The sequence below is a fragment of the Metasolibacillus fluoroglycofenilyticus genome (assembly GCF_003049645.1).
GTDB lineage: Bacteria > Bacillota > Bacilli > Bacillales_A > Planococcaceae > Metasolibacillus > Metasolibacillus fluoroglycofenilyticus.
Map to the genome: position 1 here is coordinate 1,806,603 of NZ_PYWK01000001.1, position 23,574 is coordinate 1,830,176.

Sequence of the window (23,574 nt, forward strand, 5' to 3'; positions counted from 1 at the left end):
CAAGCTTCTCCTCGGGATGGCGAAAAATTCGCTTCTTTCTTATTTCAAATTCAAAGGAAGGCCACTAGAGCCTGTTGTTACACCATTTCTAAAGTAACTATTTTTTATTTTATCTAGTGATTTCTTTGATGAAACACCACAAAAAACGCCCTAAAAGTATGCATTGCTTTTGGGGCGCTCCTGTTTAGGCTTTACTTATTTGTTCTAATCGCATTTAATAATCTGAAAAAATAATATACTGCTCATCATCCGAGCAATCACTTACATAATAATCCGTCCGACTGCCCACCTCAATCGCGTTGAGCTGATTACAAGTCGCTTTGATAACTTCCCCATTGCCATATGTATCCTCTGAATAATCAATTTTCACATTGATTTCATCATTGCTGTGCCGAACATCCACATAAATCGGGTCACCCTCGATAGTATGCTCAACAATTCTCACTTGGTCATACTCTCCGCTCTGCACATTTGCAAAAAATGCATAAAAACGCTCAATATTATCAATACCATTTCGCGTCTTTGAAACAACATCCTCCGCAAAAAAGTCATACCCACTATTCGAAATGACCCCTTGCTGCGCCGCACATCCCACAAGCACACAACTACAAGCCACCACAAATACTAACCACTTCATTATCAGCCCTCCTTTCTAACTTAGACGTACACCTTCCTAAAAAGTTACATAAAAGTATGGAGGAAATAAGAAAAAGAAGCTGAGCTTGGTTATTTTACCTTCTCTGTGCAAGAAGAAGACCAAGTTTGTTTGATCTATAGTAGAGGCTATATAGAATTTCAATACAGAGAAACTAAAAAGCCGTCCCAGTCACAAGCAGACGGCATTTCAATTCACACTCTCTTTACAGAGAGACTTCAGCCAACAGATTACTAGATTCACGCCGTTGAATTTCAATCCACTCTTTCAATATAGAGAGAGACAAGCGGCGAGTATTGGACAATGCAAGACTTAGAATTTCAATCCACTCTTTCAATACAGAAAGAGACACGACAATGCTGATACATACTGCCAAATATAATGATTTCAATCCACTCTTTCAATACAGAAAGAGACCAGGACCGTATGAACGGAATCGCAGGGATTATCATTTCAATCCACTCTTTCAATACAGAAAGAGACCCCATCGATGCAATATATAGGAGGTTATGATATTGGAATTTCAATCCACTCTTTCAATACAGAAAGAGACGACAATTGTTGAATTTTTCTTAGTTAAGACTCTTATTTCAATCCACTCTTTCAATACAGAAAGAGACAGAAAACTCCTTGCGCCTAGCCAAGAGATTAGCATTTCAATCCACTCTTTCAATACAGAAAGAGACCTGCGCCAGATAACGCTTCACGATTTGTATGATTATTTCAATCCACTCTTTCAATACAGAAAGAGACATCAAAGAAGTGCAACTCTTTACGCTTTAGCTGGATTTCAATCCACTCTTTCAATACAGAAAGAGACGTTTTGATGGTCCAATACTGTTATGGTTGTGGAAATTTCAATCCACTCTTTCAATACAGAAAGAGACGTTTTGATGGTCCAATACTGTTATGGTTGTGGAAATTTCAATCCACTCTTTCAATACAGAAAGAGACTTTTTGCTAAGGGGCGAGACGTGGGCATGAATATTTCAATCCACTCTTTCAATACAGAAAGAGACAAAAGGTTGTTAATGAGCGAATAGCACTGGAGATTTCAATCCACTCTTTCAATACAGAAAGAGACGTAATAGGTCTATTCTTACCTTGTCTCGATTTATTTCAATCCACTCTTTCAATACAGAAAGAGACAAAATAACTTTATATCCGAAAATGCACCTTATAATTTCAATCCACTCTTTCAATACAGAAAGAGACCGTCGTCGCCGGCGATGATGACCGGCTTGTCCGGATTTCAATCCACTCTTTCAATACAGAAAGAGACGGCTTTATATCAGCGTTATAAGGGGATTCAGAAAATTTCAATCCACTCTTTCAATACAGAAAGAGACGGTCATTCGGTACTTTACCGAGATAACGGTTATTATTTCAATCCACTCTTTCAATACAGAAAGAGACAAAATCATCGTAACTCAAAACGGAGTGACGAATATTTCAATCCACTCTTTCAATACAGAAAGAGACCGTTGTTTTTGGCGAATCTGCTGTACCATTTGAATTTCAATCCACTCTTTCAATACAGAAAGAGACGGTCACCATGCCTCAGATACGCAAGAAAAGCGTTATTTCAATCCACTCTTTCAATACAGAAAGAGACGTTAAATATTGTTGCTCCTGTGCAGTACGAGGATTTCAATCCACTCTTTCAATACAGAAAGAGACTTACGTCTAATCCTACATTGCGTAAGGTACGGTATTTCAATCCACTCTTTCAATACAGAAAGAGACTGCGAAAATTAATGAATAATTATTAAATATAAATTATTTTCACTACAAAGACTTTCATATAGGTAATATTATACTATGAAATTACTATGTTGGGGGATGATTTTAAGAAAATAAAGGTGCGAATCCCTCAGGAAAATCATGTTCGCTTCACATTCGCACTTGTGATTATGCTATAGAATTAAGTTTCTTCCCCAGTGAAAGTTTTTCTTAGCATCCAATCCTTGATTAATATCAATGTGAGTTGATAAAAGCATAATCAACGTAAGTATCTAAACTAACATTTGAACTTACATACTTATTTTAAATGTTTTATGTTATCTCATTAAGTTGGTTCACATATTGAAATACTGCCGGTAGTTTTTATTAATTGTTATCTTCCTTCACTCGCTTCAACTCTGCCACAATCAAAAAGCTTATAATAACTAAGAGCAACCAAGAACTTATTTTTCCTAAATGAACAATACTCCAAGCATGTGTTTGGTTTGGATATTGCCATGCCCCGAAAAAAGTAGCGATGTTTTCAGCAATCCAGATAAAGAAGCCAATGAGCGCAAAGGATAACACGATTGGCATACGGTAGTTAACGCCGTTGATTTTATAGTTTACAGATGAGCGCCAAAATACAATAATCACTAAAAGTCCTAGCCACCAACGTATATCAATCCAAAAATGATGCCAGAAAAAATTCAAATAAATAGCGCTAGCAAGTGGTACAACTGCGAAAAACGACGGCCAATAAATGAGTTCTATATGTAGGCGCCGCCACGCTTGACATAAATAACTAGCAACACTCGCATACATAAAACCGCTATAGAGTGGCACGCCGAAAATTTTAAAAAAGCCTTGTTCTGGATATGCCCAAGAGCCCATATGTACTTTAAAAATTTCGAGTGCAAGCCCGATGAAATGAAATAATGTGATAACTTTAAGCTCATCTTTTGTTTCGAGTCCAGCGCGCAGCATCCACCATTGCATTGCGAGGCAGATGAGGAGTAGCCAGTCGTACCTCGCTAAAATTGGTAATGGAATAAACTTAGTTAATGCAAGTGAAGCGAAAATAACGACTGGAAAAAGGCAGGATAATGCTTGCTCTCGTCCAAAATAAAATAGCTGTTGTAATTTATGCTTCATTATCATTGTCCTCTTCATAAAGTAAAATATCACCGGGCTGACAATCCAATGCTTTGCAAATCGCTTCTAATGTTGAAAAGCGAATGGCTTTCGCCTTACCTGTCTTTAAAATAGAAAGATTCGCCATCGTAATGCCTACTTTTTCTGATAGCTCCGTGACGGTCATTTTTCTTTTAGCTAACATAACATCAAGTTCAATAATAATTGCCAACTTTCTTCACCTCAAACCGTTAAATCATTTTCTGTTTTCATATCAATGGCGCTTGTTAATAGATGTTGAAGTAGCGTTGCGAAAACACCAACAACAAATGCTGCTCCACCAAGTACTACACCAATTATGATAATACCAGGTGCGTCGTCGTATTCGGCAATCATATAAAGTAATGGCATACTTATTACGTATAGGAAGGTAATTGTAAAGGCGTTCCATTTGATTTTTTTCAATGCTGTCACAGATGCAGAGGAAAACGCAACATTGTGGTTAATGTAGTTTAATAGCTTCAATGCTTGATAAAGTGCTAAAAAATAGGCAACAGCTGTTCCATAGAGAAGTGCCACAATGCCATACATTACCCATGCAAGCTGCCAGTCATTTTTCGTAATATTCATTAAAAGCATCGGGAAACCAATAACAGAAAGTCCTAGCACAGGCAATGCTAAAACAAGTAAAGTTGCTTTCAAGAAAGTCGTCTGTCTTTTCATAATAAACACCTCATTTATCGTTTATCGATAAAAATATATCGAAATACAAAATTTTATAGTATAAGACTCTGCTATTCGATATTAGGTTCCATCCCAACAAAAACTACATAAAAAGCCCGAAAAACTCTATAAATGTGAAGGTTTTTCGGGTTTTAGCTTAAATATTTGATTTTGAAATATATACGAATAGTTAATATTGGATTAATTGCTATAGTTTAATTGACTGGCTTTATTCAAAGTGATTTATTTCTGATAAAGAGGATTCTAAAAGGCGGATATTTTAGCCGACCATGAAATTTCAATCCACTCTCCCTATAAAGAGAGAGACGGTGAAAAACAAGGTAAAATTAATATTTATCATTGGTTTTCATTAATAAATTAATGTACAAGGTCATATTAGCCTAGATTACATTGTATTTCAATGGGAGAAATTAATTTTGAATGCCTGTAAGTGAATATAAAGGAAATGTTAAAATAATAAAAGAAATAAATAGCATTTTGTATTATAATTTTTTAATGGAGGTGATTTGATTTGAGGCTGCAACAACTTGAAGCAATAGCTAGGAGATTGGATGAGAAGCATCCTGATTATTTATATTTGGCAGAGCAGCTTGCAATGGCCCGAGCTGGTGCTATCGGGGAGGATGAGGTGCAGTTCTTTTTACAGGAGCTTACTACGCCGCACCGAACCATTCGTAATTTATCTTTCTATAGCGCGGTGCAGCATCGCCATGAAATAGATTTTTTAGTGATTTTCCCCTCGTTGATTCTATGCTTTGAAGTAAAAAATATGGTAGGTCAGTTACATTTCGACATGGTCGCTTCTCAGCTACTGCGAACACGTAACGACGGTATCATTGAGCGCTTTCCAAACCCTATAGAACAGCTCACTCGTCATATGCGCGTGCTCTCTTCTTTATTCCCCACTATTCCGATTAACGGCGCTGTCATTATTGCCAATCGTCGCGCTATCATTTCGAGCAAACCTGCTCCCATTCCTATTTTTCATGCTGATTATGTGCATAGCTTTATTGAGAAAAAACTTATACAGTACAATGAGCCATTGCTTGATTTAGATGAAGTTTATGCGCAGCTTTTGGCTTTACATTGCTCTAAAAAAGAGCCGCTTACTTTCACATTAGCTCAACTAAAGCAAGGTGTGTTTTGTAAAAGATGTTCTGCTAAAATGCGCTTTGTGCATGGCAAATTTATTTGTTTGCGCTGCAATATGCAGGATAAGTACGCCCATTTCCAAGCCTTAAATGATTTTCGTTTGCTAATGGATACGAAAATCACAAATCAGCAGTTTTGTCAGTTATGCGACATTCCTTCTAGACATGCGGCAAAGCGGTTATTGCGTTTTTTCCCAATTATAGGGGATGGAAAATCTAGTTACTATGAAATTCCTGAGCAGATTCTTACTATGACACAGTGCAAAGGTCATGATTCGCTCATATGATAGATAAATTCGCTCGTAAAACATGTAAATTCGCTCATAAAACAACTCAATTCGCTCGTAAATTTCATAAATTCGCTCATACGACATAAAAAAGCTCACCGAGGTGAGCCATTCTTATGCTAAACATAGCCTTGCTTTTTCTAATTGTATTTTCACTTGCTCGAAGCCTGTGCCACCGAGTGAGTTGCGGCGGCGCACTGCTGCCTCTGGTGCAAGCACTGCATAAATGTCTTCTTCAATTAAAGTGCTTTCCTCCTGCATATCTGCTAGTGGCAAGTCGAGCAAATAAATACCACGCTGAATACATGTGAAGACAAGCTTGCCTGTTACTTCATGCGCTTCGCGGAATGGCATGCCTTTAGCAGCTAAATAATCAGCCAGCTCCGTGGCGTTTGAGAAGTCGCTATGCACCGCGCTGTGCAGACGTTCTGTGTTGACAGACATTGTGGCCACCATGCCCTCGAAAATTTTCAATGCGCCTAAAACTGTATGCACTGTGTCGAACATACCTTCTTTGTCCTCTTGCATATCCTTGTTGTATGTTAGTGGTGTGCCCTTCAATACTGTTAGTAGTCCCATTAAATTGCCGTAAACGCGGCCTGATTTTCCACGAATAAGCTCCGCCATATCAGGGTTTTTCTTTTGTGGCATAATCGATGAGCCTGTTGAAAAGGCGTCGTCTAGCTCGATAAACTTAAATTCATCCGTTGACCAAAGAATGATTTCCTCTGCGAAACGAGATAAATGTGCCATTAACAGCGATGAATTTGCTAGAAATTCTACGATGAAATCACGGTCACTTACCGCGTCCATTGAGTTAGCGTATACATCTGCAAAGCCAAGCAGCTCCGCTGATTTGAGGCGATCAATTGGGAAGGTTGTGCCTGCCATCGCGCCTGCACCAAGTGGTGAAATATCAATGCGCTTTAATGATTCCGTATAGCGCTGTTTGTCACGCTCTAACATCCAAAAATAGGCCATTAAATGATGGGCAAAGGAAATTGGCTGCGCACGCTGTAAATGGGTATAGCCCGGTGCAATTGTTTCAACATGCTGCTCCGCCTGCTGTAATAGCGTTTTTTGGAAATTCTCAATTAAACCAATGACTTCAGCAACGCGCTTCTTCAAAAACAAATGCATATCTGTTGCAACTTGGTCGTTACGTGAGCGCCCTGTATGTAACTTGCCACCAACAGGGCCGATTAAATCGATCAGCATTTTTTCTAAGTTTAGATGAATATCCTCATTTGCCACCGTGAATTGTAGCTCGCCCGCCTCTGCTTTTACTAGTAGCTGCTGTAAGCCGTCTAAAATAAGCGCGACATCTGCTTGCGGTAAAATGCCTTGAATACCTAGCATTGTTACATGTGCTTTACTACCTTCTATATCTTCCATTACTAACTGTTGGTCAAAGCCAATTGACGCACCAAACTCATCCACCCATGCCTCTGCGGACTTTTGAAAGCGCCCACCCCATAATTTTGTCATAATCAAAACACCTCAATCGAAAAATAGAAGTGGCTGTCCAAAAAGGAGTACCTTTTCGGACAGCGCTAGCTTCTGTATTAAATACTCACTAAAAATCAAATGGAGCACGTCTCAAATTGACTTTTCAATCGGCTCCTTGCGCCATTATTTTTTCAGTACATCTGCTGCTACAACAGTTGGTAGTCCCCATAGTTCGATAAAGCCGACAGCTGAAGCATGGTTGAACATATCCTCTTTTGAGTATGTTGCAAGCTTTTCATTGTATAAAGAGTTTGGCGATTTACGTCCTTCAACAATCGCATGCCCTTTAAATAATTTGACGCGCACTGTACCGTTTACATATTGCTGTGTTTCTTTTAGGAATGCTTCTAATGCTGGACGGAGTGGAGAGAACCACAGTCCATCATAAATAAGTTCTGATAGTTTTTTCTCAATAACTGGCTTGAAGTGTGCCATTTCTTTTACTAATGTTAAGTCTTCAAGCTCTTTATGTGCAGTTAATAGCACTTTTGCACCTGGAATTTCATATACTTCACGTGATTTAATACCAACTAGGCGGTTTTCTACGTGGTCGATTCGGCCAACACCGTGCTCACCAGCAATTGCATTTAATGCTTGAATTAAATCCGCAAGCTTCATTTCTTCACCATTTAATGCAATAGGCTTACCAGCAACAAATTCAATTTCAACAACTTCTGCTGTATCCGGTGTGTTTTCGATTGCCTTTGTTAAGCCATATGCTTCTTCTGGTGGCGCTACCCACGGGTCTTCCATTACCCCTGCTTCATTCGCACGTCCCCATAAGTTTTGGTCAATTGAAAATGGTGAATCAAGTGTCGCAGGAATCGGCACATTATGCTTCATTGCGTATTCGATTTCCTCATCACGGCTCCAGCCCCATTCACGCACAGGTGCAAGAACTTGTAAATCAGGATTTAATGCTTTAATAGAAACCTCGAAACGCACTTGGTCATTGCCCTTCCCTGTACAGCCATGTGCTACTGCATCTGCGCCTGTTTGGTTGGCAATTTCTACTAGCTTTTTCGAAATTAATGGGCGTGATAAAGCAGATACTAATGGATATTTTTGCTCGTACCAAGTATGTGCCTGTAATGAAATAAGTGCATATTCCTCTGCAAACTCATCCTTTGCATCTACCATATATGATTCAACCGCACCAACTTGCAATGCTTTATTCTTAATAAATTCTAGGTCTTTGCCTTCGCCGACATCAAGACAAACTGCGATAACATCCCAGCCCTGCTCCTTTAACCATGGAATAGCTACTGATGTATCTAGGCCACCTGAATACGCTAAAACTACTTTTTTATTTGCCATAATTTATTGCCCCCGATAATTTGCTCGTATTTTTATGCATTTATATAAAAGTTTATACATGAATATTAACACGTGATAAATATAAAAACAAGTGTATTTTTATAAATTTTATTTTTTATTAAAGAAACGACTTCCGAGCTTTTCTACGAGTGCAGGCGCTATTACATATAACTTACTTGTGAAACCCATAATACGCGGTAAATCAATGGAGCGTACAGGTCGCTCAATTGCTTTCACAGTGGCAATCGCTACTTCTTCAGGTGTTAGCAAGATGCTGGCGATGGACTTGCGGTAGGAGCCCGTTGCATCTGCCTTTTGCAAAAATGGCGTATCAATTGGACCGGGGAATATTCCTGTTACTTTAATATGATATGGTGCCACCTCTTGACGAAAGCCATCGATAAAGCCTGTTATGGCATGTTTTGTCGCGGCATAGACGCTAGCCTTTCTCGTCGCTACCTTTCCTGCCTGTGAGCTAATAAATAGGAAATGCCCTGAGCCCTGCTCCTTCATTTTTAGCGCAAGCCGTTTTGCGAGAAAAATGGGGGCTTTGACATTGACATCAAGCATTATCTCAATTTGCTCATCTGTTAATGCAGTCGCATTTTCAAATATACCAACACCTGCATTAATGATTGCAACATCAATAGGAGGTAACTGCTCTATTAATGTATCGATTTGTGCAAGGCTACGTAAATCAGCCTGCACAGCTTTCGCACCTAAGTTGCTTAATGTATTCAATGCGATTTCGCTGCGCCCCGTTGCGTATACCTCATAGCCTTTTGTCAGGCAAAGCTTGGTCATTTGCAAGCCGAGACCGCTCGTTGCACCAGTGATTAAAATTGTTTTTTTGCGCATATTTTATCCTCTCTATTGTAAAATGACCGTCTGAAAAGGTTTTATTATTCAGATATTTACTCCTGCCTAAGTCGCAAAGAGACCGTCTCAAAATGAATTTTCAGACGGTCCCCTCAATGCCAAGCAGTTTCAGCATTGCTTCTTTAGAATGTATAAAATCTGCAATATGATATTGGTCTAATACAGCTAAGTATGCCTTCAATGCTTCATTTAGCGCATTTTTCAATTGGCATTCGGCTGAAATCTTACATAAATTGTTTTCTGAGCTGAAACATTCGACAAGATGGAAATCTTCCTCTGTTTTTCTTATTACTGTGCCGATATTAATTTCCTCTGGCGCCATTGCCAAACGAATTCCGCCACCCCGTCCACGAATTGTTTCGATAAAGCCGTGCTGCCCAAGATCGTATGTTACTTTCATTAAATGGTTTTTGGAAATTTGATAAGCATCTGCAATTTCTTGTATCGTCGCTAAATGGTCTTGTCCACGTACACCTAAATAAATAAGCACACGTAACGAATAATCTGTATATACGGTTAAGCGCACTTTTTCACCAACTTTCTTCATCATTAGTATATCATTCAGGCGCATTGTTTGCTTGTGAAATACATTGTGTCTAAAAGATGTATTTTAAATACTACATTTGTGTCTGTTTTGTTAAACATGTATTTTATATATTGCTTTAGAGGTTATTAGCCTTTATATTGAGCTTATAACAAGAAAAGGACGTGACTTATATGTTACAACAACAAACAATTGATACGATTAAAGCAACGGTTCCAGCACTTCAAGAATACGGTGTGACAATTACGAAAACGTTCTACAAAAATATGTTCGCAGCAAATCCAGAGCTACTAAATATTTTCAACCATTCAAATCAAGAACAAGGTCGTCAACAAACAGCCTTAGCAAATACTGTGTTGGCAGCAGCAATGCATATCGATAATTTACAAGCAATTGTACCAACAGTGATTCAAATTGCTCATAAGCACCGAAGTCTAGGTGTTTTACCAGAGCATTATCCAATCGTTGGTAAACATTTATTAGAGGCAATCAAAGAAGTATTAGGTGACGCAGCAACAGATGAAATTATTAATGCATGGGCTCAAGCTTACGGCGTTATCGCGGATATTTTCATCCAAGTGGAAGAGGATTTATTTAAAGAAGCAGAAGAAAATGGTGGCTGGCGTTTATTTAAACCATTTAAAATTGTACGCACAGAAAAGGAAAGCGATTTAGTAACTTCTTTCTATTTAGCACCAGTTGATGGGCAGCCATTACCAGCATATAAAGCGGGTCAATATATTACAGTTCGCATGTCAATTCCTGGTCAAAAATATTTAATGAACCGTCAATATACTGTTTCTGAAGCAAATAATCAAAATGAGTATCGCATTTCTGTAAAGCATGAAAACGATCCAAAAGGAATTGTATCAAACTATTTACACACAGGTTATGAGCAAGGCACAGAGATTGATGTAAGTGCACCAGCCGGCGTATTCACATTAGATAATAGCGAAGCACCAGTATTATTTGTAAGTGGCGGTATCGGTGTAACTCCGCTTAACAGCATGCTACAAACAATTGAAGAACGCGATGTAACATTCCTACAATGTGCACGTAATAAAGAGGTAGCTGCATTCACAGAAACGATTTCTGCAAAAGTAGAAGAAATCGGCGGAACTTACAAAGCACTTTACTCTGATTCAGAGGGCTTTATCACAAAAGAGCAACTTGCAAAATTATTAAAAGACGATAGCAAAGTATATCTATGTGGACCAGCACCATTTATGTCGCATGTTATCAGCATTTTACGTGACTTAAATGTGCCAGAGGAAAACGTAAATTACGAATTCTTCGGCCCTGCAATGGCTGTTTAATTCACTAAAAAAGAGGGCGTCCAAAAAGCCGTGCATAGCCGGCATTTTGGACGCTGATGATGGTGTTTCGGCAAAATGTTTGCTCCTCTAAAAATAGAGAGCTTTCTTTTAAAATGCTAGAAACACAGGGTTTATCGGTGTTTCTCCAAAATGAAAGAGAAGAAGCAAAAATCCCCTTTTTCATATATATCATAAGCCCCTCTTTACGCAGGCATATAAATCTCAACCCCATTTTGCATTTCACTGCGCGCATAGCCTTCTGCGACTAAATAATCAAGTTGCCCTAATGTTTCGGATAAAGTTAAACCAGGTTGTTTAACATATGTTTTTCCAAATAGTGCCTTCGTCAAATCATAGACATTGTTATGCTGCGCCATTAGCTGTAAAACATGCATTGCACGGTCATGCTGCCTTGTAAGACGCTCTGCCACAAGCGGTTTAATCGCTGTGACAGCGTCGCCATGTCCCGTATAAAGCTTTGAAATATCCATTTTCTGCAATCTCTTTAATGATGCATTATATTGTAGCAGTGATTTTGGTCTCTCCCCTTTTAGGTCAACTGGGGGCTCTACTAATGGATTGCTTGATACTTTTTCAAGTAGCAAATCTCCACCAATTGCCTCCCCTGTATGCTCTTCGACAAAAATGAAATGGCTTTGTGCATGCCCCAATGTTTCATAGGCAACCAAGCCTGGATGCCCGGGTACTTCATCTCCATCTTTTAAAAATCGAGTTAGCGGACGAGTACCGAATAGCTCTAGTTCCTCTCTTGCATCAAGTATACGGTCAATATCCTCTTGGGGAACATTCTCCTGCTCAAGCTGCTCCCGATAAAATGTCTCTCGATAATGTAAAAAATCAGCTGATTGTCGCATCCAATAATCAACATAACGATGACCTAACACATCCGCCTTTGGAAAAGCATCTACCCACCCCGCATGGTCTGGGTGATGATGCGTTAATACAACTTGCTCAATATCATCCATGCTATAGCCCTGCTCATGGATTCCACGTGCCAACGCTTCATAGGCTGGCTTTGTTTTAGGTCCTGCGTCAAATAGCGTTAATGCATCCCCCTTCACTAAAAATGCATTAACATCGCCAATTGCATACGGTGTTGGTAGTACAATTTTATGTATGTTCATTAATAATTCCTCCAAAAATGAATAGCTATTCATTACATTTTACATCCTTTTGAGTGATTCGTCACGTTAAAAGGTTGACATTCCCATTAGACCTTCATATAATTTGAGTATTCTAAATATTACAGCGTTGACAAAGCCAAGTAAATAAATGAATGGTGTTAAGAGAGTGCTACATCTGGTGCAAGTAGCATCCCCGCTTTATTTATTGAACCTACTTTCGAGCTCGTTATGCAAAACATAACCGTTTGCCTTTACGTTAAAAGGGAGAAGTCGCACATTTCTAATGTGAACTAAGGTGGTACCGCGGAAACGATAGCGTTTTCGTCCTTAATTTTTAAGGACGAAAACGCTTTTTATTTTGATTCAGCAAATTATCAAGGAGGAGATTATGATGAAAAAAATCGTATTTATTGGTGCAGGTTCTATGGCTGAAGCCATTATTAAAGGCTGGATTGATAAAAATTGCGTGGCAAAAGAGCATTTATTTATTACCAATAAATCCGATCAAGAACGTCTAGAAATACTACAGCAGGCATATGGTGTGCAAATTTTGCCGAATAGAGAGATGCTAAGTGAGATGGATTGTATCGTACTTGCAATGAAGCCAAAAGATGCAAAAGAAGCGATGCTTGCGATTGCCCCATTTTTAAACAAACAGACGGCTGTCATTTCAGTGTTGGCAGGTATTGCGATTGAAACGATTCGAAACTTTTTAGGAGACCGCCCTATCGCACGTACAATGCCTAATACCTCTGCCACGATTGGCATGTCAGCGAGTGGCATCGCTTTTAATGAGCTTGTCGATGAACAGTTGCGTACTACTTGCTTGACGATGCTTCAGGCAATCGGCACAGTTGTTGAGGTCGAGGAAGATCAGTTGCACGCAGTAACAGCCTTTTCAGGTAGCGGCCCTGCTTACATCTACTATTTACTTGAAGCTTTTGAAAAGGTAGCTGCTGAGGTTGGCTTACAACAGGATGTGGTACGTTCATTAATGGTGCAAACACTTGCAGGCTCTGCCGCAATGTTGCAAACTGGTAATGAGGAGCCAGCAGTGCTTCGACATAAAGTAACAAGCCCTGGTGGCACAACAGAGGCGGGCCTACGCGCACTTGAACAGCATGAGGTGACAGCTGCAATAGCCGCTTGTGTGAAAAGTGCAGAAGCTCGCTCTAGAGAGTTAGCTCAAGGGATTTAGGAGGTATTTTTGTGGTAAAACTTTTTGAAAGTTATACAGTGCAAGACGTAACTTTGAGAAATCGCATCGTGATGGCACCTATGTGTACGTACGAAGCGAATAGCGATGGCGAGGTACAACCATTTCATTTAACACATTACGGTTCACGCGCAGTTGGGGGCGTTGGCTTAATTATTACCGAAGCCACAGCCGTTTTACCTGAAGGGCGCATTTCATCTAATGATTTGGGGATTTGGGATGATTATCATATTGAAGGTCAGAAAAAAATTGTTGAACAGGTACACGCATATGGCGCAAAGGCAGGAGTTCAGCTTGCACATGCTGGCCGCAAATCGACGGTCGACGGACGTATTGTAGCACCTTCAGCACTTGCCTTCAATGAAAATTATCGCACACCAGAAGAAATGACGTTGGCAGATATCGAAGCGGTTGTTCAGGCTTTTGCTGATGCAGCTATTCGTGCGCAGCAGGCTGGCTTTGATATTTTAGAAATTCATGCGGCACACGGCTATTTAGTTAATACGTTTTTATCACCATTGACAAATAAAAGAACAGACGAATATGGTGGTAATGCTGAAAACCGCTACCGTCTACTGCGCAATATTATCGATGCCATTCGTGTAAAATGGGATGGACCATTATTTGTACGTGTATCAGCAAATGAATATACAGAAGGCGGTCTAGTGCCAGAAGATTTCATTCAATTTGCACGCTGGATGGTTACACAAAATGTCAATTTAATTGATGTTTCATCTGGTGCTGTTGTACCTGCGACAATTTCAGCATATCCACTTTATCAAGTGCCTTTTGCTAAAACGATTAAAATTGGTGCGAATGTTGCGGTTGGGGCGGTTGGCCTGATTACAACGGGACAAGAGGCTGAGCAAGTCGTGCAGGATGGAAGTGCTGATTTAATTTTTATTGGACGCGAACTATTGCGTGACCCATACTTCCCGTATCGTGCAGCCCAGCAGCTAGATGTTACATTAGAGCCAACTGTAGCAGTTTATAAACGTGGATGGTGAGAAAAAGCTGGCTATTTGTGGTGTTGTTCATGCTTGTAGGCTGTACCTCCACAACAAAGATAGAAGAAGAAGCTACAATTACGGATGAAGTTATTGCTGATGAGCCATCATTGGATGAGCTTTTGCAGGATAAACATTTCGTGCGCAAAGTGTATGGTGAACTTTTCACTGCGACTTCTCCTGAGGAGTTAGAAAAGGTTTTAGCTGCACAACTCACTCAATTTGATCAAAATATCGGGCTGATTTATAAGGGGCAAAACCTTTCACCTGAGGATGTAGAAAGGCTTCTTCAACAATTGAAAATTAATCATGATATGATTGGCGGCACATTATTTTACTATGAATTTGCGGTCATTCCGATAGAGCAAGGTATATTCCTTGACTTATTTTCACGCTTTACAACGAATAAAATTGAAATGGCAAGCATTTTACCGAAGCGAGATGCTCTACTCGCCTCTTTACAACTTGAAGGTATGTCGGAACGAGAGAAATTAGAAGCGATTCATCGTGCGATTATTGAAGGCATGGATTATAATTTTGAGTATGACGAGCTTGTAACAGACCACTCACCAGCAGGCTTTTTCCTCTATGGTAGTGGCGTTTGTCAAGCCTATGCATCCGCCATGCATATGTTATTAGTTGAAGCGGGGCTTGAAGCAAAACTAGTTTACGGTGAGCTGAAAAGCGCTATTGCAAATGATACAAGGCATATGTGGAATTTAGTGAAGATTGATGGCAAATGGCGGCATGTTGACGCCACATCTAACGATCGTGGTGCAGAATTTGACAATCAGGTAAGCAAGGTTTACTTCATGCTGACAGATGAGCAACTTCGTGCTACACATGTTTGGAAACAAGAGGATTATCCAAAGGCTGAGTGATTGAAATAAAGAAGGGGCTGTTCAAAAAGATATTTTTCGAACAGCCCTACTTCTGCATTCACTATTTGCCAAAAATTTGTGCTTCTGTTCCATGAGCGCAAAGAGCCGTTTCAAAACGACTTAACAGACAGACTCTTTCACAGCATTATAAAACGCCCGCACGAATTCGTTTAACGATTGAATATGTCGTATAGCCTGCCATTGGTGCAAGCACACAGCCAATAGTAACCCACGTCATTAACGCACCTGTCTCACGCAATGCAGTAAAATTCGTCGCAATAAAAACGACAATACCAAATAACAATATGTAGCTTAAAACATTTGGAAAAATGACAAGCAGACGTAACACTGCTGGATTCATTTTTGGTTGGTTCATCTATTCCACGCCCTTTTCTTATATTATACTAATTCCTTGTTTTTCAATTCGATTTGGGTGCCATCATTCGCCATATACGTTGTAGGAAATACTTCACGGGCTTGTTGTAGCAACTTTGCCAAATCATTTGGCAAAAAGCGAGCACTAATATGGTTTAAGATTAAATTTTTAGCCTTAGCTTTTTTAGCAACTGTTGCCGCCTCGACATTCGTTGCGTGTCCATAGTTCGCGGCTAAATGCTTCGTTTCAGCATCGAATGTAGCTTCATGCACGACAATATCCGCCCCTTCTGCTAGGTGAATCGCATTGTCACAAAGCTTTGTATCCCCTAAAATTGTGACAATAAAGCCTTCCTTTGCTGGTGAAGTAACATCCATGCTATAAACTGTTTCTCCACTTGCTAGCACTATATTCTCTCCTTGCTTTAGCTTGCCAAGTAAAGGGCCTTTCGGTACGCCAAGTGTGAGCGCTTTTTCTACTAATAATTCACCAAGTAACGGTTTTTGTTCAATTCGATAGCCGTAACAAGGAATAACATGTGCTAATAGCATCGCACGCACAATAAATTGCTCATCCTCGAAAATAATGCCTTCTGTCACTTCTACATATTTTATAGGATAGCTCAAATGGGTTGTAGTAAGTGCAAGCGTTGTTTCAATCCAATTTTTTAAGCCTACTGGACCGTAAATCGTTAATGTATCCTCGCCACCTAAAAAAGAACGGGAGCTTAATAATCCTGGTAAACCGAAAATATGGTCCCCGTGTAAATGGGTAATAAATATTTTTTCTATTTTACGTGGTTTAATTGTCGTGTGGAGGATTTGATGCTGTGTTGCCTCTCCACAATCAAATAGCCATATTGTCCCTCGTTCTTCAAGTAACTTCATGGCAATCGAACTCGTATTGCGTTCTTTTGAGGGCATACCTGCACCTGTTCCTAAAAAATGCAGTTTCAAATTATTCCCTCCTTTCGTCATATTGGTGTTAATTTGAAGGTCTTTTTGAAGATTTCGGCTCTATCGAATCAAAATCATCCAAAAAATCTTTACTAAAGCTCGTATTTGCTTGATACTTCCCTTGTGCTGGTGCTACCACACCTCGCTTAATTGCTCCTTTACCGAATTTACGCTCAAGCTGCTGCACTAATTCGACAATCGGCTCATCTTTAATTTGCTCCTCATAATCAAATAGGCCGAGCTGCTGTGTGACATGTTGTTGGTCAGCAACATTGGATACTGTCACGCCTAGTAAACGAACAGGAGCTTCATCCCAATGCTTCATAAATAGCGCCCATGCTATTTCGAAAATATCTGCTTCACTGGCAATAGCGTTTTTCACTGACTTACTTCGTGTTTGATTATGCCAATCTGCATCTCGAATATAAATGGTCACGGTTGTTCCTGCAAGCCGCTTCGCTTTTAAGCGCTGCGCCACTTTTGAGCTAAGTTTTTTGATAATTGCTTGTAAAGCTTCATAATTCGTTTCATCACGCGGTAATGTAGTAGAATTGCCGACGCTTTTTGTATCATAAATTGAATCTGGATTAACTTCTCGATTATCCTCTCCATTTGCTCGTGCCTTTAAGCGCTCTCCGTTAACACCGAGTAGCTGCCGAATTTTATACCCTTCCACCTTTGCCAGCTGTTCAATTGTTGTAATCCCAATTGTCGCAAGCTTATTCGCTGTTTTTTTACCAACACCGTGCATCGCAATAACAGATAATGGCCAAAGCTTTTCAGAAATATCACGCTTGCGTAAAACGGTAATGCCCATTGGCTTTTTCATATCAGAAGCTGTTTTTGCTAAAAATTTATTTGGCGCAACGCCAAGTGAACAAGGAAGATTCAACTCTGTATATATACGTTGCTGAATTTCTCGGACAATTTCCATCGCATGGCGCTTCGTGCATAAGTCGCTAATATCAATATAGCTTTCATCGATTGAAACAGGCTCAACAAGCTCTGTATATTCACGTAATAGCTGGAAAAATTTTTTAGAGGCGTGGCGATAACGCTCAAAATTCGGTGGTAGAATAATAAGTTGCGGGCAAAGTTTTTTCGCCTCATGCACTGTCATCGTCGTTTTCACACCAAAGGCACGCGCCTCATAGGAGCAAGTAATAATAATCCCTCGACGCTCTTTCGGATTTCCCGCAATCGCAATTGGCTTGCCCTTTAAGCTAGGCTCAAAAACTTGTTCAACAGAAGCATAAAAACAGTTCATATCAATATGTACAATAACACGACTTGCCATTCACCACACCTCCTTTTCTCTATTATACGCAAAATGTTGAAATGCGAACAGCTATTCTTAAGGAGGCGTCCAAAAAAATGTGCGAAAGCACTGCTTTCCGGACATTTCGTTAGTGTTTTAATCAATTATGCTCTTTCTATTGCATTAAAAGAAGGGCTGCCTTTTTGGACAGCCCCGTTATCTCCTAATCACCGCTACTGCTTGAACTAACTGCTACTGCAGTTGTTGCGGCCATAATCGCATATTGCATTGAAATAAGCAATTCAATCGAAACAACAGATAATAATTCGTTTGCCTCAAGTGTACGAGTTGGTAAATATTGCTGTACTGCAATGGCGAATGCTTGATCTTTGTACCATTTTAAATATTTTTGACTTTTAAACATTTCATAGAGCTCAATCAATTGCCGAAGCTGTTTATCGTTAATTTGTGTCAATGCTAAAAATCCTATTGAAATATAAAGGGCTGGTCGCACCTTAATTTTTGCCTGTTCTAATTGCTGTTTGATTGCAATGATGTAAGGTACGAATTGTTCATTATACTCAATACTTGGCATTGTTAAAATTTGCGACAATGCCTGAAGTTCGTTTCCTTGTGAAAATTTTGCTTCCTTTAGCTCATCATAATAACGGCGCATCGTATTTGTACGCAGCTCAATATCTACATCATCTAGCGCAAATAATACAGCCACTGGCACGTCGTCATAAGAAGTTAAGAATTTATGTCTTTTCCGCATTTCACGATAAACTATCTGTGCCCGCTGTGCTTGTTGTTCTTTAAATTCATTTGTTAAAAATAGCGCTGCAATCGTTGTATAAGATGTGTTTGAGAACTTTGCTTTGCGTAAAATCTCCGTATTGCTTAATAATTCATTAATTGCTTCCTTTTTGTCCGGCTCGCCTGCAATATGCATTGCATAAATATACTGCACTAAAAGATTTGTGCGCAATGTGGAAAAGAAGCCTGTTTCTTTTTTTATTGCGCTAACAGCTTCCTCTAATTCAGCGATATTAACTTCTTGTTGTCTCACCGTGTAGTATGATGCCATTAGCAAAACAACCGGTTTCCCTACAGACCATCCTGCAAATTTTTCAATTTCTTTGTAATTTTGTTCGAACAGTTGAATTATTTTTTCCATAGCAAGCACCTTCCTTTATCTATATTCTACGTGGAAGTGTGCTTAAAGGATTCATTTTTTACGCTTTTCCACTGTACCAAATGGGTGGTCAGGTGGAGCATAAATCGAAAACAGCTTTAATGGCTGTCGCCCAATATTAATGACATTATGCCATTTTCCAGCAGGTACAAAAATCGCATCCCCTGCATTTACAGCCCGCTCTACCTCAAAATAATCTCTACGGTCGCCTATTCGAACGAAGCCTTGCCCTTCCTCAATATAGAGCAATTGGTCTGTTGCTGGATGACGCTCCATGCCGATATCCTCGCCAACACGAATATTCATCAACGTCGTTTGCAAATGCTTTCCCGTCCAAATCGCTCTACGAAATGCCTGATTTTGTATTGTGGCATTGCGCAAGTTAACTACATACGGATGCCTACCATAATCTCGCATTGACGTGCTGTCATCATGCGGCCAATGCCACGGGTTGTTCGGCTGCATAGGATGTTGCGGCATCATTGGATGATACGGATATTGCTGCATCGGTGTTTGTGCATAATAATAGCCGTTATAATACACTTTTTAGCCTCCTCTAAAATATAAGCTCGCCTTATGCTATGCAAAACTAGATACAAATGTCCCAATTAGGAGGCGTCCAAAAACCACGCATTGCTGCTATTTTGGCAAAATAGCGCTTTCTTTGAAAACGGGAGAAACACGAGGGTTAGCGGTGAGGGCTTCTAAAAGGTCATTTGGAGATACTCCTACTGCGATATAACTACTGTAGGAGCACGCGAATTTAGTAATTATTTAATATGGAAACATGCGCTTACAAAACAAAATCCCCTTTTCAGAAAGCTCTCACTATTGTCACGGGTAAATTCTTTGCTGAAACAATAGAAAAAGCGCCCATCAAGCAACTACACTGTTTGTCGGCGCCTCCCTCATTTGATTTTCATCATTTTAACAATACCGAAAATTATAATGCTAAAAAGTAACACGAGTAGCACAATTAAAGTAGATGAGTCAAGCAATAGCTTTTTTTGTTGAGCAATTATTACAATTTCATATGTAATATACGCAAAAATAAGGCAACATATATTTTTCGTGTAGTTCAATACTTTTTTACTTGCTTTATAAAACTGCTCTACATTTGATTCATTTAGACGCGCGGGATAATTATGCAAATGCGGCTTTTTTTCTAATATTTGCAGCATGAAAAATAAGGCGATGCCTATAATCGGCAAAATAAGTATTTCGTATTTGGAGCCCCAACGATCTATTTCACCAACTCCATTAAAATGCATCGGCACTTGTGCAGGCAAAGTTGTCCAATTTAAAGCAATAAATATAACAGCAAATAATAGCGCAGCAATACCTATAATATCTGCAATTTTTTCTGTAGTTGATTTTGGAAGATTAATTTTTGGTCGATAAGGTTCCTTTAACATATACACACCTCTTTCTCTATTTTGTTCACAGCTTTTATACCGTTTAAAGTATCAAAAAGTTTCAAAATATATTTTAGTTGTTTTTTTATGTTGTAAGTTGCGAGTTTTATTAATTTATCTACAATTTCTTTCAATTTACTGCTTAAAAAGCTGATGCATTTGTGCATCAGCTTTTTAAGTAAATTAATTTTCCTGTTCATTTTCTAGCATTTTATGCATATATTCAATAATTTCTCGAATACCATCTAAAGAATTGACTAGAATTTTTGGGTCAACACATGTAATCATGCGGTTTTCTAGATTTGCAACGGCTGTAAAATATTTTGTTTTAGCATAGTTGACCAATCCGATTTGCTGTAATTCGTTATCGCTAAAATCTAAAATTTCCTTCGCATCAGATACGACAAGTCCGTAATTGACGATGTCTGTATTTAGTACAATCATGCGCACTAAATCACCTGTGCTTGGCGTATTATATAAAATTCGTTGAAAATCAATAACTGGTATTAATTCGCCTCGAATTCGTGTAAAGCCAAGTAAGTAGTCGGGCAAATGTGGAATGGGTGTGATTTGCTCAAGCTTTTCAATTGATACTACTTGCTCAACTGGTGCAGCATATTCTTCATTGCCGCAACCAAAAACAACTGATTTACGAAAGTCCATGATTTGCCCTCCCCTATTTCACTGTTTGTTTCACAACTTCTACTAATAAGCTCGTCAGCTTTTCTAATTCAGAAATTGGCATGCGCTCATTCGTCGTATGAATTTCCTCATAGCCAACTGCAAAATTTACTGTCGGGATACCAAAACCTGATATAATATTTGCATCGCTACCGCCACCTGACGCAAATAGCTTTGGCTCACCACCAATTGCACGAACTGCAGCTGTAGCTACTTGTACAACTTTATCGCTCTCAGTTACACGGAAGCCCGGATACATCAGCTTTACTTCCACCTCTGCACGACCGCCTAATTCAGCAGCAGTACGCTCAAATATTTCTTTCATATGTGCTGTTTGCGCATTTAATTTTTCTTCTACAATTGAACGCGCCTCAGCTAAAATTAATACTTCATCACACACGATATTTGTTGCCTTTCCACCCTCAAAGCGCCCAATATTTGCTGTTGTTTCAAAATCTAAGCGCCCTAGCTTCATTTGAGCTATCGCTTTTGCAGCAATTGTAATGGCTGAAATACCTTTTTCTGGTGCTACACCAGCATGTGCTGACTTACCAATGATTTTTGCGTTAACCTTTGCTTGGAACGGTGCTGCTGTGACGATTTCGCCCACTTTTCCACTGCTATCTACCGCGAAGCCATATTTTGCAATAATATGCTTAGGATTCAATTCCTTTGCGCCTACTAAGCCGCTCTCTTCACCTGCTGTAATAATAAATTGAATTGTACCATGTGCGATATTTTCTTCCTTTAAACGGCGCACCATTTCAAATAATGCGGAAATACCCGCCTTATCATCTGCACCTAAAATTGTTGTGCCGTCTGAGTAAATATAGCCATCATCGCGAACTTCGGGACGGATACCGACACCCGGCACTACCGTGTCCATATGGCATGTAAAATAAATTGGCTCTACATCTGCATTACCTTGCAATGTAGCAATAATATTGCCAGCTCCATGGCCGTTGCGTGTATGTGCATCATCTTGGAATACATCGAAGCCTAGCTCCTGTAATTTCGCCACTAAAACAGGCGCAATCTTCTCCTCATGTTTTGTTTCAGAATCAATTTGTACTAGCTCTAAAAATTCATTTATTAAACGACTTGTCATAGTTGAAAACTCCTTGTTATGTAGGTTGTAATTGAAAATTCACACTAATCTTATTGTACGTTGCTATGTTTAGAAAAACAATGATTCATCATCTTTAGAAAAAATATTTTCGCGTTGCTTGGCAATATCCTTTTCTTTTTCAAGCAAATAGGAAAGTTTATTTTCAAGCATAAGCTGTGTGTTTGCGACGTCATCCTGTACGCGCGATAGCTGCTCAATGGATGTGGCGATTTTTGAATGTATGGACCATGCTGAAAATATATCATCAAAGAAATAATCTGCAAATTTAACAAAGCCATCTACTTCAACCGTAAATGCTTTATGCTGCAAATTCTGTATATCAAGCAGCTCATTATGGAAGCGTTGAAGTGCAATTTGTGCCTTATGAATATAAGCTTCTGAATGGTTTAATTTTTCATGCTTCATCGCTGTCACAATGAGACCACCGCCTAAAAACGTATCCCATGTTGAATAGCTTTTAGCCTTCACTAAACATTCAACTGCGTCCGTTAAAGCACGCATTGCATCTTTACCGGCTGTTTGCGCCTCAATAATTTCCTTTTTCAATTGTTTAGCATATAACTCCTGCTCTAGCAATTCATTTAATTTCTCTGCTTGCTTCGGTGCATGCTGCATAAGCCAGAGCTCTTTTTTCCTCGTCAATTTTTCTATTTGCTGTATAATCGCTTGCTCATCTGCTCCCCTTAATTTATCGCATAAAGCATTTAAGTCATGCTGCAAATCCTCATACATAAGCTGACTTTCAATTAATTTTAATTCCTTTGTCGCTACAACGCCAAACTGCTCTTCAAGCAACTCATCGTATTTTCCTGTCCATTTATGGAATAGCTGAACAAAGGAAAATTGATCGAGCTTATTTAATTGCTTTCTAGCCTCGAATAATTGCTGTTCGTAGCTTTCAATATCACGCTGTGCTCGGCGAATTTGCTGCTCAATTGCTTGCTTTTGCTTCGTTAACTTTTCGATTGCTAATAAACGCATTTGATAGTCCGTATATTGCTGCTGTAGTTCTTTCCACTCCATTGCCATCCCTCCTAGTTTGATTATAGCACCCAAT

The 23,574-nt window shown here is 39.4% G+C and carries 23 protein-coding genes, 1 CRISPR repeat array and 1 other annotated feature; of the genes, 5 read left to right on the plus strand and 18 right to left on the minus strand.

Going from position 1 to position 23,574, the window contains the following annotated elements; genetic code table 11:
• Nucleotides 1-214: 214 nt before the first annotated feature.
• The 4 genes from C9J36_RS08420 to C9J36_RS08435 all read right to left on the minus strand — a co-directional run bounded on the left by C9J36_RS08420 (nt 215) and on the right by C9J36_RS08435 (nt 4,234).
• Nucleotides 215-637: a DUF4362 domain-containing protein gene (locus tag C9J36_RS08420; protein ID WP_066162825.1), complete on the minus strand. Its 423-nt coding sequence runs from the start codon at nt 635-637 to the stop codon at nt 215-217.
• Between the two features lie 269 nt (nt 638-906).
• Nucleotides 907-2,401: a CRISPR direct-repeat array (repeat unit 33 nt; unit sequence ATTTCAATCCACTCTTTCAATACAGAAAGAGAC).
• A gap of 363 nt (nt 2,402-2,764) precedes the next feature.
• Nucleotides 2,765-3,532: a DUF817 domain-containing protein gene (locus C9J36_RS08425; RefSeq protein WP_082798912.1), complete on the minus strand. Its 768-nt coding sequence runs from the start codon at nt 3,530-3,532 to the stop codon at nt 2,765-2,767.
• Nucleotides 3,522-3,743, minus strand: a complete 222-nt coding sequence (locus C9J36_RS08430) for a helix-turn-helix domain-containing protein (RefSeq protein WP_066162820.1) — start codon at nt 3,741-3,743, stop codon at nt 3,522-3,524. Before C9J36_RS08430 ends, C9J36_RS08425 begins: the two co-directional genes overlap by 11 nt.
• Before the next feature lie 11 nt (nt 3,744-3,754).
• Nucleotides 3,755-4,234 carry a DUF2975 domain-containing protein gene (locus C9J36_RS08435; protein ID WP_107942811.1) on the minus strand — a complete coding sequence of 160 codons (480 nt, stop codon included), beginning with the start codon at nt 4,232-4,234 and terminating at the stop codon, nt 3,755-3,757.
• Between the two features lie 532 nt (nt 4,235-4,766).
• Here C9J36_RS08435 and C9J36_RS08440 point away from each other — a divergent pair.
• The gene (locus tag C9J36_RS08440; RefSeq protein ID WP_153061597.1) at nt 4,767-5,693 is read left to right on the plus strand and encodes a nuclease-related domain-containing protein; all 927 of its coding nucleotides are present in this window, start codon (nt 4,767-4,769) and stop codon (nt 5,691-5,693) included.
• A 114-nt stretch (nt 5,694-5,807) separates the two neighbouring features.
• On the opposite strand, the gene argH is transcribed toward C9J36_RS08440, so the two are convergent.
• The 4 genes from argH to C9J36_RS08460 all read right to left on the minus strand — a co-directional run bounded on the left by argH (nt 5,808) and on the right by C9J36_RS08460 (nt 9,924).
• Nucleotides 5,808-7,181, minus strand: a complete 1,374-nt coding sequence (argH, locus tag C9J36_RS08445) for an argininosuccinate lyase (protein WP_107942813.1) — start codon at nt 7,179-7,181, stop codon at nt 5,808-5,810.
• Between the two features lie 144 nt (nt 7,182-7,325).
• The gene (locus C9J36_RS08450) at nt 7,326-8,519 is read right to left on the minus strand and encodes an argininosuccinate synthase (RefSeq protein WP_107942814.1); all 1,194 of its coding nucleotides are present in this window, start codon (nt 8,517-8,519) and stop codon (nt 7,326-7,328) included.
• 108 nt (nt 8,520-8,627) lie between these two features.
• Nucleotides 8,628-9,377, minus strand: a complete 750-nt coding sequence (locus C9J36_RS08455) for an SDR family NAD(P)-dependent oxidoreductase (protein WP_107942815.1) — start codon at nt 9,375-9,377, stop codon at nt 8,628-8,630.
• A 100-nt stretch (nt 9,378-9,477) separates the two neighbouring features.
• Nucleotides 9,478-9,924, minus strand: a complete 447-nt coding sequence (locus tag C9J36_RS08460) for an RrF2 family transcriptional regulator (protein ID WP_107943099.1) — start codon at nt 9,922-9,924, stop codon at nt 9,478-9,480.
• Between the two features lie 191 nt (nt 9,925-10,115).
• On the opposite strand from C9J36_RS08460, the gene hmpA reads away from it, so the two are divergent.
• Nucleotides 10,116-11,258, plus strand: coding sequence for an NO-inducible flavohemoprotein (gene hmpA, locus C9J36_RS08465; RefSeq protein WP_066162798.1), 1,143 nt, complete (start codon nt 10,116-10,118; stop codon nt 11,256-11,258).
• Nucleotides 11,259-11,461: 203 nt separating this feature from the next.
• On the opposite strand, the gene C9J36_RS08470 is transcribed toward hmpA, so the two are convergent.
• On the minus strand, nt 11,462-12,403 hold the full coding sequence (locus C9J36_RS08470; RefSeq protein WP_066164376.1) for an MBL fold metallo-hydrolase: 942 nt from the start codon (nt 12,401-12,403) through the stop codon (nt 11,462-11,464).
• Nucleotides 12,404-12,521: 118 nt separating this feature from the next.
• Nucleotides 12,522-12,735: a binding site (T-box leader), on the plus strand.
• A gap of 59 nt (nt 12,736-12,794) precedes the next feature.
• Here C9J36_RS08470 and proC point away from each other — a divergent pair.
• Genes proC through C9J36_RS08485 form a run of 3 tightly spaced genes read left to right on the plus strand, consistent with a single transcriptional unit; the run spans nt 12,795 to nt 15,507 of the window.
• Complete coding sequence (proC, locus tag C9J36_RS08475; RefSeq protein ID WP_107942816.1) at nt 12,795-13,601, plus strand: pyrroline-5-carboxylate reductase; 807 nt, start codon at nt 12,795-12,797, stop codon at nt 13,599-13,601.
• Between the two features lie 11 nt (nt 13,602-13,612).
• Entirely contained in the window at nt 13,613-14,626 is a 1,014-nt protein-coding gene (gene namA / locus C9J36_RS08480; protein ID WP_107942817.1) for an NADPH dehydrogenase NamA, read from the plus strand.
• A complete protein-coding gene (locus tag C9J36_RS08485) occupies nt 14,620-15,507 on the plus strand; it encodes a transglutaminase domain-containing protein (protein WP_107942818.1) in 888 nt (295 codons plus the stop codon). Before namA ends, C9J36_RS08485 begins: the two co-directional genes overlap by 7 nt.
• 145 nt (nt 15,508-15,652) lie before the next feature.
• Here the strand turns inward: C9J36_RS08485 and C9J36_RS08490 are convergent, their stop codons facing one another.
• The 9 genes from C9J36_RS08490 to C9J36_RS08535 form a co-directional block, all read right to left on the minus strand.
• Entirely contained in the window at nt 15,653-15,883 is a 231-nt protein-coding gene (locus tag C9J36_RS08490) for an acyl-phosphate glycerol 3-phosphate acyltransferase (RefSeq protein ID WP_066162786.1), read from the minus strand.
• A 23-nt stretch (nt 15,884-15,906) separates the two neighbouring features.
• Nucleotides 15,907-16,839, minus strand: a complete 933-nt coding sequence (gene rnz / locus C9J36_RS08495) for a ribonuclease Z (RefSeq protein ID WP_107942819.1) — start codon at nt 16,837-16,839, stop codon at nt 15,907-15,909.
• 28 nt (nt 16,840-16,867) lie between these two features.
• Nucleotides 16,868-18,136, minus strand: a complete 1,269-nt coding sequence (locus C9J36_RS08500; protein ID WP_107942820.1) for a DNA polymerase IV — start codon at nt 18,134-18,136, stop codon at nt 16,868-16,870.
• A 184-nt stretch (nt 18,137-18,320) separates the two neighbouring features.
• Complete coding sequence (locus C9J36_RS08505) at nt 18,321-19,274, minus strand: DUF4003 family protein (protein WP_107942821.1); 954 nt, start codon at nt 19,272-19,274, stop codon at nt 18,321-18,323.
• A gap of 51 nt (nt 19,275-19,325) precedes the next feature.
• Nucleotides 19,326-19,835, minus strand: a complete 510-nt coding sequence (locus C9J36_RS08510; protein ID WP_346719800.1) for a cupin domain-containing protein — start codon at nt 19,833-19,835, stop codon at nt 19,326-19,328.
• Nucleotides 19,836-20,200: 365 nt separating this feature from the next.
• Complete coding sequence (locus C9J36_RS08515; protein ID WP_107942822.1) at nt 20,201-20,707, minus strand: DUF1648 domain-containing protein; 507 nt, start codon at nt 20,705-20,707, stop codon at nt 20,201-20,203.
• Between the two features lie 183 nt (nt 20,708-20,890).
• Entirely contained in the window at nt 20,891-21,370 is a 480-nt protein-coding gene (locus C9J36_RS08525; protein WP_066162771.1) for a chemotaxis protein CheW, read from the minus strand.
• 13 nt (nt 21,371-21,383) lie between these two features.
• The gene (locus C9J36_RS08530; protein ID WP_107942824.1) at nt 21,384-22,496 is read right to left on the minus strand and encodes a M20/M25/M40 family metallo-hydrolase; all 1,113 of its coding nucleotides are present in this window, start codon (nt 22,494-22,496) and stop codon (nt 21,384-21,386) included.
• Between the two features lie 69 nt (nt 22,497-22,565).
• Nucleotides 22,566-23,540, minus strand: coding sequence for a hypothetical protein (locus C9J36_RS08535; protein ID WP_066162765.1), 975 nt, complete (start codon nt 23,538-23,540; stop codon nt 22,566-22,568).
• Between the last annotated feature and the right edge of the window lie 34 nt (nt 23,541-23,574).